Source organism: Winogradskya consettensis (assembly GCF_018332715.1).
In the GTDB taxonomy this organism is placed as follows: domain Bacteria; phylum Actinomycetota; class Actinomycetes; order Mycobacteriales; family Micromonosporaceae; genus Actinoplanes; species Actinoplanes consettensis.
Genome location: NZ_BOQP01000021.1, coordinates 195,570 through 213,771, shown reverse-complemented (window position 1 = coordinate 213,771; position 18,202 = coordinate 195,570). Strand labels below are relative to the sequence as shown.

Annotated in this window: 17 protein-coding genes; 11 read left to right on the top strand and 6 right to left on the bottom strand. The window is 71.0% G+C overall.

Annotated features, from left to right (window positions below; genetic code table 11):
• Positions 1 to 3: 3 nt before the first annotated feature.
• The gene (locus Aco04nite_RS21195; RefSeq protein ID WP_212998982.1) at positions 4 to 435 is read right to left on the bottom strand and encodes a MarR family winged helix-turn-helix transcriptional regulator; all 432 of its coding nucleotides are present in this window, start codon (positions 433 to 435) and stop codon (positions 4 to 6) included.
• A 54-nt stretch (positions 436 to 489) separates the two neighbouring features.
• Here Aco04nite_RS21195 and Aco04nite_RS21190 point away from each other — a divergent pair, with 54 nt between their 5' ends.
• Together Aco04nite_RS21190 and Aco04nite_RS21185 are read left to right on the top strand one after the other, a co-directional pair.
• A complete protein-coding gene (locus tag Aco04nite_RS21190) occupies positions 490 to 1,608 on the top strand; it encodes an epoxide hydrolase family protein (protein WP_212998981.1) in 1,119 nt (372 codons plus the stop codon).
• A gap of 41 nt (positions 1,609 to 1,649) precedes the next feature.
• Positions 1,650 to 3,251: a discoidin domain-containing protein gene (locus tag Aco04nite_RS21185; protein ID WP_212998980.1), complete on the top strand. Its 1,602-nt coding sequence runs from the start codon at positions 1,650 to 1,652 to the stop codon at positions 3,249 to 3,251.
• Between the two features lie 46 nt (positions 3,252 to 3,297).
• Here Aco04nite_RS21185 and Aco04nite_RS21180 read toward each other — a convergent pair whose 3' ends face one another.
• Positions 3,298 to 4,764 carry a sensor domain-containing diguanylate cyclase gene (locus tag Aco04nite_RS21180; protein WP_212998979.1) on the bottom strand — a complete coding sequence of 489 codons (1,467 nt, stop codon included), beginning with the start codon at positions 4,762 to 4,764 and terminating at the stop codon, positions 3,298 to 3,300.
• A 49-nt stretch (positions 4,765 to 4,813) separates the two neighbouring features.
• On the opposite strand from Aco04nite_RS21180, the gene Aco04nite_RS21175 reads away from it, so the two are divergent.
• The 3 genes from Aco04nite_RS21175 (at position 4,814) to Aco04nite_RS21165 (ending at position 8,277) form a co-directional block, all read left to right on the top strand.
• Positions 4,814 to 5,590 (top strand): SDR family NAD(P)-dependent oxidoreductase, encoded by a 777-nt coding sequence (locus tag Aco04nite_RS21175; protein ID WP_212998978.1) that lies wholly within the window; start codon positions 4,814 to 4,816, stop codon positions 5,588 to 5,590.
• 69 nt (positions 5,591 to 5,659) lie between these two features.
• Entirely contained in the window at positions 5,660 to 7,135 is a 1,476-nt protein-coding gene (locus Aco04nite_RS21170) for an ATP-binding protein (RefSeq protein ID WP_212998977.1), read from the top strand.
• A 2-nt stretch (positions 7,136 to 7,137) separates the two neighbouring features.
• Entirely contained in the window at positions 7,138 to 8,277 is a 1,140-nt protein-coding gene (locus Aco04nite_RS21165) for a tetratricopeptide repeat protein (RefSeq protein ID WP_212998976.1), read from the top strand.
• A 43-nt stretch (positions 8,278 to 8,320) separates the two neighbouring features.
• On the opposite strand, the gene Aco04nite_RS21160 is transcribed toward Aco04nite_RS21165, so the two are convergent.
• Both Aco04nite_RS21160 and Aco04nite_RS21155 read right to left on the bottom strand, forming a co-directional pair.
• Entirely contained in the window at positions 8,321 to 8,713 is a 393-nt protein-coding gene (locus tag Aco04nite_RS21160; RefSeq protein ID WP_212998975.1) for an SCO5389 family protein, read from the bottom strand.
• Positions 8,714 to 8,819: 106 nt separating this feature from the next.
• Positions 8,820 to 9,881, bottom strand: coding sequence for a hypothetical protein (locus tag Aco04nite_RS21155; RefSeq protein ID WP_212998974.1), 1,062 nt, complete (start codon positions 9,879 to 9,881; stop codon positions 8,820 to 8,822).
• Between the two features lie 141 nt (positions 9,882 to 10,022).
• Here Aco04nite_RS21155 and Aco04nite_RS21150 point away from each other — a divergent pair, with 141 nt between their 5' ends.
• From Aco04nite_RS21150 to Aco04nite_RS21135, 4 genes are read left to right on the top strand one after another with little or no spacing between them, the layout of a single operon-like run.
• Positions 10,023 to 10,769, top strand: a complete 747-nt coding sequence (locus Aco04nite_RS21150; RefSeq protein ID WP_212998973.1) for a GDSL-type esterase/lipase family protein — start codon at positions 10,023 to 10,025, stop codon at positions 10,767 to 10,769.
• A gap of 59 nt (positions 10,770 to 10,828) precedes the next feature.
• Complete coding sequence (gene trpB, locus Aco04nite_RS21145; RefSeq protein ID WP_212998972.1) at positions 10,829 to 12,142, top strand: tryptophan synthase subunit beta; 1,314 nt, start codon at positions 10,829 to 10,831, stop codon at positions 12,140 to 12,142.
• Positions 12,139 to 12,993, top strand: a complete 855-nt coding sequence (trpA, locus tag Aco04nite_RS21140) for a tryptophan synthase subunit alpha (protein WP_212998971.1) — start codon at positions 12,139 to 12,141, stop codon at positions 12,991 to 12,993. The genes trpB and trpA overlap by 4 nt, the downstream gene beginning before the upstream one ends.
• Positions 12,980 to 13,702 (top strand): GntR family transcriptional regulator, encoded by a 723-nt coding sequence (locus Aco04nite_RS21135; protein ID WP_212998970.1) that lies wholly within the window; start codon positions 12,980 to 12,982, stop codon positions 13,700 to 13,702. Before trpA ends, Aco04nite_RS21135 begins: the two co-directional genes overlap by 14 nt.
• Here Aco04nite_RS21135 and Aco04nite_RS21130 read toward each other — a convergent pair.
• Positions 13,697 to 14,542 carry a helix-turn-helix transcriptional regulator gene (locus Aco04nite_RS21130; protein ID WP_212998969.1) on the bottom strand — a complete coding sequence of 282 codons (846 nt, stop codon included), beginning with the start codon at positions 14,540 to 14,542 and terminating at the stop codon, positions 13,697 to 13,699. The genes Aco04nite_RS21135 and Aco04nite_RS21130 overlap by 6 nt on opposite strands.
• A 184-nt stretch (positions 14,543 to 14,726) precedes the next feature.
• On the opposite strand from Aco04nite_RS21130, the gene Aco04nite_RS21125 reads away from it, so the two are divergent.
• A complete protein-coding gene (locus Aco04nite_RS21125) occupies positions 14,727 to 15,722 on the top strand; it encodes an aldo/keto reductase (RefSeq protein WP_212998968.1) in 996 nt (331 codons plus the stop codon).
• A gap of 56 nt (positions 15,723 to 15,778) precedes the next feature.
• On the top strand, positions 15,779 to 16,423 hold the full coding sequence (locus Aco04nite_RS21120; protein WP_212998967.1) for a response regulator: 645 nt from the start codon (positions 15,779 to 15,781) through the stop codon (positions 16,421 to 16,423).
• Between the two features lie 13 nt (positions 16,424 to 16,436).
• Here Aco04nite_RS21120 and Aco04nite_RS21115 read toward each other — a convergent pair whose 3' ends face one another.
• Positions 16,437 to 18,182: an IlvD/Edd family dehydratase gene (locus Aco04nite_RS21115; RefSeq protein ID WP_212998966.1), complete on the bottom strand. Its 1,746-nt coding sequence runs from the start codon at positions 18,180 to 18,182 to the stop codon at positions 16,437 to 16,439.
• Positions 18,183 to 18,202: the final 20 nt, after the last annotated feature.

Genomic DNA, 18,202 nt, shown 5'->3' with positions numbered 1-18,202 from the left:
CGCCTACTCCTCGCTCTCATGCGGTCTGAGGTGGTGGAGCAACTTTGTCAGCGTGGCGACGAAGGCGGCTCGTTCCTCGGGTGACAGGGGTGCCAGGAGGTGGTCCTGGACGGCGGCGGCGCGGGCGGCGAGGACTTCGGCGCGGTGGAGGCCGGTCGGGGTGATGGTGACGACGTTGCGGCGGCGGTCGGTGGGGTCGGGGGTGCGGGCGATCCAGCCGCCTTCGGTCAGTTCGTTGAGGGAGGCGACGACGTCGCTGAAGTGGATGCCGGTGCGGCGGCCCAGGTCTGCCTGGCTGGCGGGGCCCTCGTCGATCAGGGAGCGCAGCAGTCGGTAGTGGTAGCCGCGGGCGCCTTCCGCGGCGAATTCGGCGGCGACGAGGCGGCCTGCCTGGGCGGCTGTCTGGGTCAGGAGCCAGCTGGGGAGATCGTCCACGACGGGGACTATATCATTTGACCTACTAACGTTAGTGCGACTAACGTTATGTGCATGAACGAATTTCGGATCGACGTGCCCGAGGCCGAGATCGATGAGCTGCGGCGACGGCTCACCGGCACGCGGTGGCCCGATGAGGTGGACGGCGGGGGATGGGATTACGGCATACCGCTCGGGCGGGTTCAGCAATTGGCGCGGCGGTGGGCGACGGATTTTGATTGGCGGGTGCAGGAGCGGGCGCTGAACGCGTACCCGCAGAGTGTGGTTTTGATTGATGGGCTCGAGGTGCACTTCCTGCACGTCCGGTCTGAGCGTGTGGATGCTCAGCCGTTGTTGCTGGTGCATGGGTGGCCGGGGACGTTTGCGGAGTTCCGGCATGTGATTCCGCTGCTCAGGGAGCGGTTTCATCTCGTGGTGCCGTCGATTCCCGGGTTCGGGTTCTCGGGGCGGCCGGTGGAGCGCGGGTGGGGGCTGACGCGGGTGGCGCGGGCGTTCGGGTCGCTGATGGGTGTGCTCGGGTATGAGCGGTTCGGGGCGCACGGCGGTGACTGGGGGTCGGGGGTCGTGCGCACGTTGGCGGCGCAGGAGCCCGAGAGGGTCAGCGGCGTGCACGTCACGTATCTGCCGACGGTCGGGCCTGTCGACGGGCTCGGTGCTGAGGATCGGGCGCGGGTCGAGCATGCCGCCCGGTATGCCGCCAACCGGCCCGGTTATCAGGTGCTGCAGGCGACGCGGCCGCAGACGCTTGCGTACGCGCTGACTGATTCCCCGGTGGGTCAGCTTGCCTGGATCGCCGAGAAGTTCACCGAGTGGACCGACCCGGCGACGATCCCGGATGACGACGAGATTCTCACTGCCGTGTCGATCTACTGGTTCACGAGGACTGCCGGGTCCTCGGCCCGGCTCACCAAGGAGAGTGCCGGGCCGGCTGCGGTCTCCACCCGCGTCCCGATGGGCGTGGTGGTCATGCCGCACGACATCGTCCGCTCGGTCCGGGTGCTGGCCGAACGGAACCACAACGTCCAGCGGTGGACGGAGTTCGCGCGGGGTGGTCACTTTGCCGCTCTGGAGACACCGGCCGAGCTGGCTGAGGACATCATCGCGTTCTTCTCGGGCACGTCGATCCCGGAGAAAAGGGCAGAGAACGTATCAGTTAGGAGTGTTAAGGATTAGTTAATGGAGGTACGGGCGGTGCGGGATTAGCGTCGCTGACCATGCGTCATCGATCCCCCTCGCGTTCACGCAAACCCCTGCTGATCACGGCGGTCGGCGCGCTCCTCGCCGGCGCCGCGGCCCTCGGCATCCAGAGCGCCTACGCCGAAGACGGCGACGGCACGAACCTTGCCCGCGGGAAGACCGCGACCGGGTCCGCGCCGTGCCGCCCGGCCGAGGCGCCCGCGTCGGCCGTCAACGGCACGACCGGCAACGGGCTGGCCGACAAGTGGTGCTCAGGAGTGCGCAACGCGGCACTGACCGTCGATCTCGGTGCCCCGGCCGCGATCGGCAAACTCATCGTCCGGCACGCCGGCGCCGGTGGCGAACCCCGCGCCCGCAACACCCGCGACTTCGAGCTCGCGGTGAGCGCCGATGGCAGAACCTTCACGCAGGCCTCCGAGGTCAGCAACAACACCGCCGACGTGACCGTGCATCCGATCGCCACGGTCGCGGCCCGGTTCGTGCGCCTGACGGTCACCCGGGCCACGTCGACGGCCGACACCGCGGCGCGCATCTACGAGCTCGAGGTGTACGCGGCCTCGCAGCCACTTCCGGCCGGCCCGAGTCCCACCGCGACCGTGGCCCCGACGACCGTGGCCCCGACGACCGTGGCGCCGACGACTGCGGCCCCGACCACTGCAGCCCCGACATCAGGGGCCCCGACCACTGCGGCCCCGACCAGGACCACCGTGCCCGCGGCCTCCTGCCACCAGGACGCGCCCGCGACGCTGACGGACTACATCTCCGACCACCGGGACGCCCTGACCCGGACGGCCTGCAACGCCGACGTGGCGGTGTACTTCGACAACGACCTGAAGGCGCTGCCCGCCGCGCACGTCGCGTGGGTGTCGCCGTTCGTCACCGACGTGTGGAAGTACATCAAGGCGACCTACGGCAAGTGCGACGTCGACCGGCAGCTGCCCGCACCGATCGGTCCGGGGTGCACCAACTTCGGTGCGCCCAAGCCCGCGCTGGCCTTCTTCCACCAGGGCAGGCACGGCGGCGGCACGGTCAACAACCGGTTCGACGCGAACTCCGGGTTCCGGACCACGATCGACGTCGGCGACACCGGGTGGGACGAGAGCAACGGGGTGCTGCACGACGAGATCGTGCACGAGGCTTGCCACGAGGTGGAGGGCTCGAGTCAGGGCGTACACGAATCACCTGCCTTCGACGTGTGGGGTGACTCGAAGTGGGCGGAGTTCTGCGTCTACGACTTCTACGCCAACACCGGTCGCACGGCTGACGCGCAGCGCACCGAGGCCCTGTTCAGCGGGCACGCGGACAACCTGCCGGCCGGGGCGAAGGACGCGCACTGGTTCAAGGACTGGTTCCTGCCGCTGTGGCACGACAGCGGCAACAACGCGGCGGTCATGCAGCGCTACTTCGGCCTGCTCTCACAGCACTTCCCCACGCGTACGGAGAACAGCGGCCGCAACCTCATCTACACGCGTCGCATGAACGCCGGCGAGTACGTGCTGTTCACCAGCGCCGCCGCGGGCAAGGACCTGAGCGGCCGGGCAGCGCAGGCGTTCAACTCCGGGTTCTCCCGGGCCCAGTTCGAGCAGGCGAGAAAGGACTTCCCCGGCGTGACGTTCTGAGCACCGGACGGCGGCCCGTGTATGCGGGCCGCCGCTCCGGCCCGGTTCACGACCAGGGAGCGCTGACCTCTTCCTCGACGTAGACCGTGCTGTTGTTGCGGCCGCGGCGCTTGGAGCGGTACATCGCGGCGTCGGCGTGGCGCATCAGCGTCTTGGCGTCCGAGCCGCCCGGGTAGGCCAGGGCGACGCCGACGCTGCACCCGATCTCGAGCTTGAGTCCGGCGACCGAGGCGTTGCCGGTGATCGCGTCGATGACCCGCTGGGCGACGCTCAGCGCCTCCTCGGAGTTGCGTACCCGGGTCAGCACGACGCCGAACTCGTCGCCGCCCAGCCGGCCGGCCGAGTCGGTGTCGCGGGTCATGTTCTTGATGACCGTGCTGATCGTCTGCAGCAGGCGGTCGCCGACGTCGTGGCCGTACGTGTCGTTGACCGACTTGAACCCGTCCAGGTCGCAGAAGAGCATGGCCACCGGGTGCTGGTAGCGGGTGCCCTGCGCGAGGGCGCGTTCGAGGTCGCGCTTGAGCGTCGGCCCGTTAGCCAGCCCGGTGAGGCTGTCGTGCGAGGCGGCGTACGCGATGCGGTCCTGCACGGCCCGGCGTTCGGTGATGTCGCGCTGGTGACTGACGATGGCGTGTACGGCGGGATGCGCGAGCATGTTCCGCGAGATGATCTCGTGCCAGTGCCATGACCCGTTCGCGTGCCGCACCCGCAGCTCGGCCGAGTGCTCCACCGTGCTGTCCGAGGCGAGCAGCCGGGTGAACAGCTCCATCGAGGCGACCTCGTCCTCGGGGTGGAACAACCCGTTCATGACCCGGCCGCGCAGCTCCTCGGGCTTGTAGCCCATCACCACGGCGGCGGCGGGGCTCACCCACGACACGTTGCCCTCGGCGTCGCTCATCGTGATGACCTCGGAGCCGTCGCGTACCAGTGCCCGGAACCGGTCCTCGCTGAGCTGCGCCCCGGCCTCGGCCCGCTCCCGCTGAGCGACGAACTGCCCGAGGGTGCGCGCGGTGGCCACCGCGGCGATCGCGACGAGCAGCGCCAGCGCGTTCGACTGCGTGACGTCCAGGTTGCTGTGCACCAGTCCGGCGGAGACCGCGACCTGCCCGGCCACCAGCGAGAGCACACTGGCGGTGGCGGCCGGCTTCCAGGCCTGCGCACCGGTCCTGCGCAGATGAACCGTCAGCAGGTAGACGTGTGCGACGGCGAGCAGCGCACCCCAGCCGAGCAGATACATCGTGCAGGTCGCCACGACCAGCTGCAGCCCGATCGACCGGTCCTCCCCGGACCGCTGGCGCACCCACGGCTGCTGCAGTGCCGCCCAGCCCAGCTGGAGAAGCACGAACGCCCACAGCGGGGCCCCGCCGACGAGCCCGAAACCGTGCAGGATCACGATGGCGACCAGCGCCAGGATGGGCTCCATCCCGTTGCGCGCGAACTGCGTCGCCCTGGCCACGAACGTCTGCATCGGTCTCGTCGTCTCCTCGCTCTGCTCGGTGTCAGATATCCTCATCGGCCGCCCCGGCGCGCATCAAAGGACCGGACCGGGAAAAGTAGGGGACATGCGACTGGATCTGACAGGAAAAACCGCCCTCGTGTCCGGATCGACCCAGGGCATCGGCCGCGCCATCGCCACCGGTCTCAGCGCGGCCGGCGCCCGGGTGGCCGTCAACGGCCGCGACGCCGCCACGGTGGAGAAGGTGGCGCTGGAGATCGGCAACGCTTTCGCCGCCCCCGGCGACCTCGCGACCGACGAGGGCACCCGGGCCGTCGTCGCCGCGGTCCCCGCCCCCGACATCCTCATCAACAACCTCGGCATCTTCGGCGCCCAGCCCGCCCTGGAGATCACCGACGACCAGTGGCGCCGCTACTTCGAGGTCAACGTCCTCTCCGCCATCCGCCTGACCCGGACCTATCTGCCCGGCATGCTAGACCGGGGCTGGGGCCGCATCCAGTACATAGCGAGCGACTCCGCGGTCGTCACCCCCGCCGAAATGATCCACTACGGCATGACCAAAACGGCCCTGCTGGCCGTCTCCCGCGGCTTCGCCAAGGAGGCAGCGGGCAGCGGCGTCACCGTCAACAGCGTCCTCGCCGGCCCCACCCACACCGGCGGCGTCGAGGACTTCGTCTACGAGCTGGTCGACAAGAACCTCCCGTGGGACGAGGCGCAGCGCGAATTCATGCGGCTGCACCGGCCTCAGTCCCTGCTCCAGCGCCTCATCGAACCGGACGAGATCGCCAACATGGTCGTGTATCTCAGCAGCCCCCTCGCCTCCGCGACCACCGGCGGCGCGGTCCGGGTGGACGGCGGCTACATCGACGCGATCCTCCCGTAGGCCGGGTGCTCGGCCCACCGGGGGAGAGCCGCCGGAAAGTGTCAGCCGGTGCGGGCATAATTTCGTTCCATGAGCGACGCCCTGATCGACAGCCTCACCGCGGCGGTCGAAGCCCGGCCGGACGACCACCCCCTGCGCCGTCACCTGGCCGAACTCCTCGTCGCCGCCCAGCGCCCCGCGGAAGCCATCCCGCACGCCGCCCACCTGCTCGCCCAGAACCCCACCGACCCCGCCACCCAGCACCTCATGTCCCAAGCTCTGTCGGTGCCGACCTCAACCACCCCGCCGGGCCCATCAGCCCCCGCCGTCCCACCATCTCCTGCGGACGCACCGGGCCCTGCAACGCCGCCCGTGCCGTCCGCCTCGCATGGCGCTACGGGTTCGCCAGATCCCGCCGACCTGCCGCGACCTGCCGCGAGCGGTCCCGCGCAGGGTGATGCTGCGCGGGGTGACGGTGCGCGGGGTGACGGTGCGCGGGGTGATGCTGCGCGGGGTGATGCTGCGCCGGGCGGACGTGGGCCTGGCGACGTGGATTGGGATGCGTTGGAGGGCGAGTTCCACGGCATCGTGCCGCCTCGTTTCACCCCGCCCGAGGCTCCGGCCGACCCCGGCACGCCCATCAGATCCGACGACGTTCATGAGCCGGTTCGCGGGGATCATGACCGGGCGTTCGATGTCGAGCGGGCGACGATCACCCTGGCGGACGTCGGGGGGATGGAGGAGGTGAAGAAGCGGCTCGATCTGGCGTTCCTCGGGCCCTTGCGCAACCCTGAGCTGCGGACGTTGTTCGGGAAGAGCTTGCGCGGCGGGCTGCTGCTCTACGGCCCGCCCGGGTGTGGCAAGACGTTCCTGGCGCGGGCCGTCGCCGGTGAGATGGGGGCGGCGTTCATCTCGCTGTCGATCACCGATGTGCTGACGATGTGGATGGGCAGTTCCGAGCGTAATCTGCACGACCTGTTCGCCGCGGCTCGCAGCCATTCGCCCTGCGTGCTGTTCCTCGACGAGATCGACGCGCTGGGGCACAAGCGTAGCCAGCTCGGGTCGTCGGGGATGCGGACGCTGGTCAATCAGCTCCTGACCGAGCTCGACGGGGTCGACGGGAACAACGACGGCGTATTCGTGCTCGCCGCGACCAACGCTCCGTGGGACATCGATCCCGCGCTGCGCCGGCCCGGGCGTCTCGACCGCACGCTGCTGGTGCTGCCGCCGGACCAGGCCGCCCGCGCCGCGATCCTGGAGTATCACCTGCGGGAGCGCCCGATCGCCGGCATCGACCTGCGCAAACTGGCCGCGGCGACGGACCACTACTCCGGTGCGGACCTCGCGCACGTCAGCGAGACCGCTGCCGAGTTCGCGATGCGGGACGCCATCACCACCGGTGAGGTGCGGATGATCTCGCAGCAGGACATGCTCGCCGCGGTGAAGGAGGTGCGGCCCTCGACGGACGCGTGGTTCGCGACGGCGCGGTCGGTGGCGCTGTTCGGGAACGAGAGCGGGGAGTACGACGACCTGGCCGCGTACCTGAAGAAACGCAAGATGTTGTGAGTGTGGCGTACAGGCAGGCCCGGCAGCTGATCGAGATCGGCCGTGACGAGCAGGCCGAGGGTGCGCTGCGGGCCGCCCTGGCGACGGAGCCGGGCGACGCCGATCTGCTGACGCTGCTCGCGTTCGTGCTGCGCCGGCAGCGTGACTATCCCGCGGCGCTGCGGGCCGTCGACGCCGCGATCGCCGCCGCCCCGCACCTCGCCGAGGCCCACGCGGAACGGGCCGAGTCCCTGATGTCGCTGCTGCGCGACAAGGATGCGATCGCCGCGGCGCGGGAAGCGGTCCGGCTGGCACCCCACGACCCGGGCGGGCACTTCGTCCTGGCCCGCGCGCTCGCCGCACCCCGCCGCTACGACGAGGCGCGGGCCGCCGCCCAGCACGGGCTGTCCCTGGCCCCGCGCTCGGTCGAAGGCCTGCTCACCCTCGCCGACCTGGAACGCGACGCCGGCAACCGCGACGAGGCCGAACGCGCGGCCCGCGCCGCCCTCGACCTGGACCCCACCGACGCGTACGGGCGGTGGCTGCTCGCGATGCTCGACGCGGAACACCTGCGGGTGCGCCGCTCCCTGCGAACCCTGCGCGACGTCGCCCGCGAGAACCCCGCCCGCCCGGACGTCATCTCGATGACCTGGCCGATCCGCAGCCTGCTCAGCGCGCTGCGCCGCTGGTTCGCCGTGGCCACCGTCCTCGTCCTGGTCGCGGCCCTGTGCGCCCTGCGCTGGGAGGCGGCCCTGCTGCCGGGCCGGATTCTCGCCGGTCTGTTCGCGGCGGTGGTGACGGGGTTCGCGCTGCGTGTGCTCGTTCCGGCGGGCCGGGTGCCCTGGCGGTGCCTGCGCCTGGCGCCGTGGCTCCTGCGCCGGGCCACCCGCGCCGGGTCGGTCACGGTGGTGGTGATGGTCGCGCTGCTCCTCGCGTACGCCATGACCGGTCTCTGGTGGCTGAGCCTGCTCGCCGTGCTGGGGATTCCCGTGCTCTGGGGTTGTGCGGCGGCGGAGGCGTTCGGTGCGCGGATGGACGACCCGGGCTACATGCACGCGATGAAGGACCTCGCCGGCGATTTCCGTTCCTGGGGCGCCGAGCTCGGGCAATGGTGGCGCGACACCCGCAAGGACCTGCGCGAAGCCTGGAAAGGCGACGCCTGACCGGGGCCTTCCCCCGCCGGCAGACGGGGGAAGGCCGGGGTGATCAGCAGTTACGCAACTCGGGGGACTGGTTCAGCAGCTGCCCGCGCGGCGACACGAACGCCTGATGACGCTCCCCGCCCACCGCGGAGAAACTGAACGCCGCGACCCGGTGGCAGTTCTGGAACGCGAGCTTGGCGCCGAAGTGCCGCTCCAGCCCACCGCGGATGGCATCACTGGCGAGCGCGCGCAGCAGCTGCCCGCGCTCGGCCTCGGTCGGCGGCGGGATCTCGTGATCGGCGAAGTCACCGCCGTCACGTCCCAGGTCGGTCATGACAGAACTGACGACCTGCCACGCGTACGGCAGGGACGTGCGCACACACTCCACGAACTCGCCGTCGGAGACCTCGCCGCGCTCGGCGACGGACAACAGATCGGGGGAAACGTTCAGAGACATGGGGATCCTTCCGGTACACAACAGAAACCAGCCGCCGCCATCGGCGACGCTGTCCATCTTGTTGGCAACGGTTTTCATTAGCAAGTAAGCGGGGCGGGCGTGTCGCTCACGAGCGCAGCGACGCCCAGCTGCGGTCATCACCCCAGATCGACTGCTCATCGACGTACGGCCGGACGAGCATCGTCAGCTCCCCGTCCCCACAGCCGTGCAGCTCGTCCTGGGCGATCTTGCGCACCGTGCCGGCGAGGATGTCGGCGAGCTGCACCCGGGCCTCGAACTCGGCGGCGGCCAGCTCGACCCGTTCCAGCGTCAGCCCGGCAGCGCGCAACTCCCGCTGCAGCCGGGCGACCCGCTCCTGCGGCAGCATCGTCTGCCGGTCATGAACGATCGTCACCGGCCGTCCACCGGCACCCCAGCGCGCAACGGCGCGCATCACCGCGGGTGTCAGCGGGTCGAGCAGGGAGAGGGTGGGGTCGTCCCGCATCCGCTGCCGGAACGCGACGGCCTTCTCCCGCCCCGAGAACGCGCCGGCCCGTCCGGCGGTGCGGCCTCCACGTCCGAACGGCTGCCACATGGCCGGGATGTTCCCCGGCCCATCGCCGCCGCCGGTGAGCCCCGGGGCGCGGCCATTGCGCTGCTGGGCCCGGCTCCCGGTGGCGTCACCGTCCAGGCCGCCGAGCGCTCCCGCCACCCGGAAGAAGCTGTCGACCGGGCCCGTCACGTCCGCACGGTCACGCGCGCGCATCATGGTGTTCGCCGCGGTCAGGAAGTCGTGGCTGGTGCCGTCGCGGTAGAGGGCATCGGACGCCGCCCGGGACCTGCCGTCCGCGGCGAGGCCGGCCGCGACCGGCTCGCTCGTCATGACGTCGGTGAGCTTGCCGAGCGCGAAGTAGACCTTGTCGATCAGGTAGACGTGCGCGTTGCGGAACAGCGGGCTCGACGGCCCGAGAAACCAGACGAGCACGGCGCGGTGCTTCTCGCGCAGCAGGTGTGTCGCTTTGTACTCCGTCGCGGGGGAGCGGATGCGCCGCCGCAGCTCGGCGAGGCATGCGGCCGCGACGTCGGTGCCGAGCCGCACCCCGGCGTGCGCGAACACGTCGGTCGTGGTGTCGATCAGCTTCTCACCCTCGTACCCGGACTCGTCGCACGCGATCTCGAGTGCCTGCACCCCAGCATTATCGACCCGGCCGCCGTGCCGGCAGAACGCATTTTTCATCGAATGGTGTCGAAGGCGTCCCCGGTCCGCCCAGAAAAACGTGAATCCTGATCAGTTCTTCCGGGAGGGGGCCGAAGGGGTCTACGGGGGCTGATGATGCGGGTGAGGGTGCGGGTGCTGACGGCGGTGACGACCGCTCTGCTGCTCACGGCGTGTTCGGAACCGGTCCCGACCCGGTCGGCGCCTACGCCCGCACCGCCCTCGCATCCGGAGGTGGCCGTGCCTGAGCCGGCGTTCGCGGCCAAGCGCCGGATCAGGGTCATGCCGCTCGGTGACTCGATCACCGCCGGGGCCGGGTCCGCGCATGAGGACGGGTACCGCGCCGATCTCTACCGCATGCTGGCCGGTGCCGGGTGGGACGTCGATTTCGTGGGCTCCCAGCACTCGGGGGACGGGCCCGACGACGATCACGAGGGTCACTCCGGGTGGACCATGACGCAGTTGGCGAAGCGTCTGCACGGCTGGCTGATCGCGTACCGGCCGGATGTGGTCGTTCTTCATGCCGGGACCAATGATCTGCGTACGCCGGAAGCTGCCCGCTTCGCCCCGCAGGTGCTCACTCGTCTCCTCGCGCAGATCGCCCGGGACCGGCCCGGCGCGCAGGTGCTCGTGGCGCGGATCGTGGGCAACCGGGACGTCGGCGACGGTGCGGTGCGGCAGGAGCGCGCCGATGCGTACAACGCTCAGGTGGTGACCGTCGTGGCCGCGGCGGGGGTGCAGTTCCACCTGGTCGATCTGAGCGCGGTGCGCGGGCGGGATCTCGCCGACAAGCTCCATCCGAACGACGCCGGCTACCGCAAGATGGCGCTGGGCTGGTTCGCGGCGCTCAAGCAGTTATAGAACTCTGGCGAGAGTTATGCCATGATGCTTCAAGAGTTCTATAACTTTGGAGGCCCGTGATGACCCTCGCGACCCAGCGCGGCATGCGTGACCCGGCGACCGGTGGACGGTTCGGATCGTTCGGCGGCCGGTTCGTGCCCGAATCCCTCATCCCGGCGTGCGCCGCGCTCGAGGAGGCTTTCCGCGACGCCTGGACCGATCCGGGGTTCCGTCAACAGCTCGATCTCTTCCGGGCGGTGCACGCGGGCCGCCCGACCGCGCTGACGCCCGCCTGGAACCTGTCCGCCGAGCTCGGGATCACGCTGCTGCTCAAGCGGGAGGACCTCGCCCACACCGGGTCCCACAAGATCAATAACGTGCTGGGGCAGGCCCTGCTCGCCCGCCGGATGGGCAAGACCCGGCTCATCGCCGAGACCGGCGCCGGCCAGCACGGCGTCGCGGCAGCCACCGCTGCCGCGCTGTTCGGGCTACGGGCGACGGTCTACATGGGCGAGCGCGACATCGAGCGGCAGGCGCTCAACGTCTTCCGGATGAACCTGCTCGGCGCTGAGGTGGTGCCCGTGACCACCGGCAGCCGGACGCTCAAGGACGCCACCAACGAGGCCATGCGGCAGTGGGTGGCGAACGTCGACGATACCCACTTCTGCCTCGGCTCGGTCGCGGGGCCCCACCCGTACCCGTGGATGGTCCGGGAATTTCAGCGGGTGATCGGCGAGGAGGCCCGCCGCCAGGTCGCCGCGGAACTCCCCACCGGCGTCCCGGACGTCGTCGTCGCCTGCGTCGGCGGTGGCTCGAACGCCGCCGGCACCTTCGCCGGCTTCGCGGACACCGGCGCGCGGCTCATCGGCGTCGAAGCGGCCGGTGGTGCGGCGATGACCGACGGAACGGTCGGCGTCGTGCACGGATCGCGCTCCCTGGTCCTGCAGAACGCCGAGGGCCAGATCGCGGAGGCCCACTCGATCGCCGCCGGCCTCGACTACCCGGGCGTCGGCCCCGAGCACGCCCACCTCGGCGAATCCGGCCGCGCGCAGTACGTCACCGTCTCCGACGACGAGGTGCTCATCGCCCTCAAACGGCTTGCCCGGACCGAGGGGATCATCTGCGCGCTCGAGTCCGCCCACGCCGTCGCCTGGGTGATGCGGGCCGCCGGGACGGACGAACTGCCCCACGGCTCGACGGTCCTGCTCACGCTCTCCGGCCGGGGCGACAAGGACATGGCCCAGCTCCAGGACCAGCCGATCATGACCGAGCCCCCGGCAGGGCTTCAAGCTGACCTTCCGGCTGGGCGTCAGGCTGGGCTTCAACCTGGGGGTCAGGCCGGGCTTCAACCTGGGCGTCAGGCCGGCGCGGGTGCGGGCCGGGTGGCGTCGTGACTTTGCGGCTGGGTACCGACCGTCCGCTGCTGGTTCCGTTCCTGACCGGGGGTGTCACCGCCGACTGGACCGACTATCTGCTCGCCTACCAGGAGGCGGGGGCGGACGCGATCGAGGTCGGCCTGCCGTTCTCCGATCCGATGCTCGACGGCACCACGATCCAGCAGGCCTCGGACCAGGCGCTCACCCGTGGTGCGACGGTGGAGGCGATCCTGCACGAGCTGGCCGCGATCCGGGGGCGGTTGCGCGTGCCGATCATCGTCATGGCGTACGCAAATCTGGTCCTCAAGGTTGGTATTGAACGGCTTGCCCAGGCGGGCGTGAGCGGTCTGATCGTCTCGGACCTGCCGCTCGAGGAGTCGGCGGAGCTCGAATCCGCCGCCGCTGCCGCCGGCATCGACATGATCCTGCTCGTCGCACCCGTAACCCCCGACGACCGCCTCCGGCAGATCTGCCTCCGCAGCCAAGGCTTTGTGTACGCCGTGAGCGTCATGGGCGTCACCGGAGAGCGAACCACCCTCGCCCCCGAGGCCGAAGCCCTCGCCCGCCGCGCGAAGCTGCTGCTCACCGAGCCTGGCGTGGATGGTTCCCACGCGGGGTCGCGCGACGACGAGAATCCGGTGCAGCGGCTGCCGGTGCTCATCGGGTTCGGGGTGTCGACGCCGGAGCAGGCGGCCGTCGCGGGACGCGCCGGGGACGGGGTCGTCGTCGGTGCCGCGCTGATGCGTAGGGTTCTGGACGGGGCTTCGCCCGCTGATCTGCGGCGGGAGGTCGGGGCCCTGCGCGCCGCGCTCGACCAGGGGGTGTCCACTGCAACGCCGTACGCCGAAATATCAGGTGATCGCGGATGACCTGACCGCGAAGATCCGTGCCGGCGAGCTGGCTCCGGGCGCGATGCTGCCGCCGCAGAAGGAGCTCAGCTCGCGGTACGGCGTGACCCTCGTGACGCTGCGGCAGGCCCTGCAGCGGCTCGAGGACGAGGGTCTGGTGTCGCAGGAGCCGGGGCGGGGCACGTTCGTGACGTCGCCCCGGCTGATGTACCGCCTGGACTCCCTGCGCGGCCTGGCCGAGGACCTCAAGGCCCAGGGCCAGAGCGTCACCACGCTGATCGTCGCCCAGGCGCTGCACCGCCCCCCGGCCTGGGCCGCGACCCAGCTCGACGTCCCCGCCACCCGGCGAGTCCTGAGCCTCGAACGGCTGCGGCTGTTGTCGGGACGCCCGGCGGTCCACCAGTTGTCGTGGGCGCCGCAGCCCCCCGGCGTGCCCCTGGCCGACCTGGACTACAGCGGGGCATCTCTCTACGCCGTCCTCGCGGAGCACGGCATCGTCGTCCACCGGGCCGCCGAGGTGCTCCGCCCCGGGATCCTCGACGAGAAGACCGCGGCGTTGATGCATCAGCCGCCCGGCACCCCTGTCTTCGTCTCGGACCGGGTCACCTTCGGCCTGGACAACCGCCCGATCCTCCTCGACCGGGCCACCATCCTCGGCACCATGATGGAGATCCGGACCGAACGCGGCGCGACGGGCATGTCCATGCAGTGGAGCCGCCAGAGCTCATGAGCTGCCGGTCGCGAACTCCTCGACGCCGAGGACCCGCAGCAGGGCCAGCCGCTCACGGGTCTCCGCGTCGGCCGGGGTGAGCACCACCAGATGCTGGCCCTGGTCGGGGGTCATCAGGGTCTCGCAATCCAGCACGAGCGGGCCCACCCGGGGATGCACCATGGTTTTGCGGTCGGCCCGCCGGACCGCCACCTCGTGGTCCGCCCAGAGCCGGCGGAACTGCTCGCTCGCCGCCAGCAGCCGCGAGACGAGCCCGGCGATCTCGGGGTCACCGGAGCGCCGCCCGGCGGTCGCCCGCAGGTCGGCGACGAGCTGGCGGGCGCGCAGGTCGAAGTCCTCGGACGGGTGTGTGATGCGGAACGTGGGATCGGTGAACCAGCGGAACACGATGTAGCGCCGGTCGCCGGTCTGACCCGTCTGAACGCCCGTCAGCAGGATGGAGGCCCGGTTCTGCGCGAGGACCTCACCCAGGTCGGACATCACCAGGGCGGGGCTGTCGCCGAGCAGGTCCAGCATGCGGATGAGGCCAGCGCGAGCCAGCCCGGCGACCCCGTCCGACGGTGGTGGCTGATGGCCGGCGAGATGGAACAGGTGGCCCCGCTCGTCGTCGGAGAGGCGCAACGCCCGGGCCAGCGCGCCGAGCAGCTGCGTCGAGGGCTGGCTGCTGCGGCCCTGCTCGAGACGGACCACGTAGTCGACCGACATGCCGGCGAGCATCGCGACCTCCTCGCGGCGCAGACCCGCGGTGCGGCGGCGGGGGCCGTCCGTGATGCCGACCTCGGCCGGGCGGATGGCCTCGCGGCGGCGGCGCAGGAAATCGGCGAGCTGGTCACGCTGCATGACCCCATGGTCCCCCGCGGGCGGCGGCCCTATCCAGGGAGCGCCGATCCCACGATGAACGCTCCGCTTCCGCACCCGGGGAAACGGGCGCAGCGTGGAAGCCGCACCGAGGATGGCCGCTCCGCTCCCGCACCGGTGAGAACGGATGCGGCTCGGTGGGACATCGACGATGAGGGAGAACGAGATGCAGACACGAACCCTGGGGAAGTCCGGCCCGGTCGTCTCCGCGCTGGGACTGGGTGCGATGGGCATGTCGGGTGCCTACGGCCAGGCGGACCGGTCGGAGAGCATCGCCACGGTGCACGCGGCGCTGGATGCGGGGGTGACGCTGATCGACACCGGCGACTTCTACGCCTCGGGCCACAACGAGATGCTGCTCGGTGAGGCGCTGCGGGGCCGGGAGCGGGAGAGTTACCAGCTCAGCGTGAAGTTCGGCATGCTGATGGGCGCGGGGCACAGCTTCGGCGGGTACGACTCGCGTCCCGAGGCGATGAAGAACTTCCTGTCCTACTCGCTGACCCGGCTCGGCACGGACTACATCGACATCTACCGTCCCGCGCGGCTCGATCCCGCCGTGCCGATCGAGGAGACGGTGGGGGCGATCAAGGAAATGATCGACGCCGGGTTCGTGCGGCACGTCGGTCTGTCGGAGGTCGACGCCGCGACGATCCGCCGGGCGCACGCCGTGCATCCGATCGCCGACCTGCAGTTCGAGTATTCGCTGATCTCCCGGGCGGTGGAGGCGGAGATCCTGCCGGTGCTGCGGGAGCTGGGCATCGGGCTCACCGCGTACGGCGTACTCGGCAGGGGCCTCATCTCGGGGCACTGGAGTGCCGGTCACGTCGCCGGGCCGGGGGACCTTCGCGGTAGGAGCCCGCGCTTCGCGGACGGCAACGTGGAGCACAACCTCGCCCTGGTGGAGGCGTTGCGCCGGATCGCGGTGGCGAAGGGCTGCTCCGTGGCCCAGCTGGCGATCGCCTGGGTGGCCGTCCAGGGCCCGGACATCGTCCCGCTGGCCGGCGCCCGCACCAGGGAGCGGCTGAGCGAGGCCCTGCCGGCGACGGAGCTCGTCCTCACCGGCGACGACCTGGCCGAGATCGAGAAGGCGGTGCCTGCGGGCACGGCGCGCGGCGACCGTTATCCGGCCGCGTTCATGTCCAGCCTCGGCGCGGGCAACTGAGCCGTTCGGGACCTTCGGCCCTTGGTGGGGGCCTTGCGGGGCGGTAGGAAGGTCCTATGATCCGTGTTTTTCTGCTCGACGACCACGAGGTGGTGCGCCGGGGGCTGGCCGACCTTCTGCACGCGGGCGGCGACATCGAGGTGGTGGGGGAGTCCGGGTCGGCGCAGGAGGCCGCCCGGCGGATCCCGGCGTTGCGGCCCGATGTCGCTGTCCTGGATGCCCGGCTGCCGGACGGGAACGGGATCGATGTGTGCCGGGACGTGCGGGCGGTGGACTCGACGATCAAGGGGCTGATCCTCACCTCGTACGAGGATGACGAGGCCCTGTTCGCGGCGATCATGGCGGGGGCCTCCGGGTATGTGCTGAAGCAGATCCGGGGGACCGACCTGGTGGATGCCGTGCGCCGGGTCGCCGGGGGACAGTCGCTGCTCGATCCGGCGGTGACGCAGCGGGTGCTCGAGCGGATCCGCAACGGCGTGGAGCAGCCGCAGGAGCTCGCCGCGCTGACCGACCAGGAGCGGCGCATCCTCGAGTACGTCGCCGAGGGGCTCACCAACCGGGAGATCGCCGGGAAGATGTTCCTCGCGGAGAAGACCGTCAAGAACTACGTGTCGAGCCTGCTGGCGAAACTCGGCCTCGAGCGGCGCACCCAGGCAGCCGTCCTCGCCACCCGGCTGCTGGGCGACCGCCCGCGCTCCTGACCGGCGATGAGGATCAGTGGGATTCCCGGCTGACGGCGGAGCCGCTGGAGCCGAGGAGGAAGTCGAGGTCGGCGCCGGTGTCGGCCTGCTGGACGTGGTCGACGTAGAGGCGTTCCCAGCCGCGTTTCGGGTCGGCGAAGGCAGCGGCGGTGGAGTCGCCGACGCGGCGCTGGGCGAGTTCGGCGGCGGGGATGTCGAGGTCGAGGCGGCGGCCGGCGACATCCAGGGAGATGATGTCGCCGGTGCGGACCAGGGCGAGCGGGCCGCCGGCTGCGGCCTCCGGGGCCACGTGCAGAACCACCGTTCCGTACGCGGTGCCGCTCATCCGGCCGTCGCAGATCCGGACCATGTCGCGTACCCCCTGCTCGAGGAGTTTCTGGGGCAGGGGCATGTTGGCGACCTCGGGCATGCCGGGGTAGCCCTTGGGGCCACAGCCGCGCAGGACCATGATCGTGTCGGCGTCCACGTCGAGGGCGGGGTCGTCGACGCGGGCGTGGAAGTCCTCGATCGAGTCGAAGACCAGGGCGCGACCGCGGTGCTGGAGCAGGTGCGGCGAGGCGGCGGCCGGTTTGATCAGGGCGCCGGACGGGGCGAGGGAGCCGCGCAGGACCGCGATGCCGGCCTCGGCGATCAGGGGGTCCTTGCGGGGGCGGATGACCTCGGGGTCCCAGGTCGGAGCTTCGTCGAGGTGGTCGACCAGGGGACGCCCGGTGACCGTCAGCGCGGCAGGGTCGAGCAGGTCGCGGATCTCGCGCAGGACGGCGTGCAGGCCGCCGGCGCGGTGGAAGTCCTCCATGAGGAAGCGGCCGGCGGGCTGGAGGTCGACGAGCAGCGGGACGCGGGAGCCGATGCGGTCGAAGTCGTCGAGGGTGAGGTCGATGCCGAGGCGGCCGGCGATGGCGAGCAGGTGGACGACGGCGTTGGTGGAGCCGCCGATGGCCGCGAGGGTCACGATCGCGTTGTGGAACGAGCCGCGGGTGAGCAGGGTGCTGGGGACGCGGCCGGCGGTGACGAGGTCGACGGCGAGGCGGCCGGTGGCGTGGGCGCCTTCGAGCAGGCGGCTGTCGGGGGCGGGGGTGCCGGCGAGGCCGGGGAGGACGGTGCCGAGGGCTTCGGCGAGCAGGCCCATCGTCGACGCCGTGCCCATGGTGTTGCAGTGGCCGCGGCTGCGGATCATCGCGGACTCGGAGCGCAGGAACTGCTCCTGGGAGAGGGTGCCGGCGCGCACCTCCTCGGAGAGGCGCCACACGTCTGTCCCACAGCCGAGCGGGACGCCGCGGAACGTGCCGGTGAGCATCGGGCCGCCGGGGACGACGACGGCGGGCAGGTCGACCGAAGCGGCGGCCATGAGCAGCGACGGGATGGTCTTGTCGCAGCCGCCGAGCAGGACCACGCCGTCGATGGGGTTCGCGCGCAGCATCTCCTCGGTCGCCATCGCGGCCATGTTGCGCCACAGCATCGCGGTCGGGCGGACCTGGGTCTCGCCGAGCGACACGACGGGCAGGTCGAGGGGCACGCCGCCGGCCTCGTAGATGCCGTTCTTCACCGACTGGGCCACCTCGTTGAGGTGGGCGTTGCACGGGGTGAGGTCGGAGGCGGTGTTGGCGATGGCGATCTGCGGGCGGCCGGTGAACGCGGAGTCCGGCACGCCGCGGCGCATCCACGCGCGGTGGATGTAGGCGTTGCGGTCGTCGCCGGCGTACCACTGTGAGCTGCGAAGATCCGAGCTGTGAAGGTCCGAGCTGTGAAGGTCCGACATTCGTCACTTCCGGTAATTGG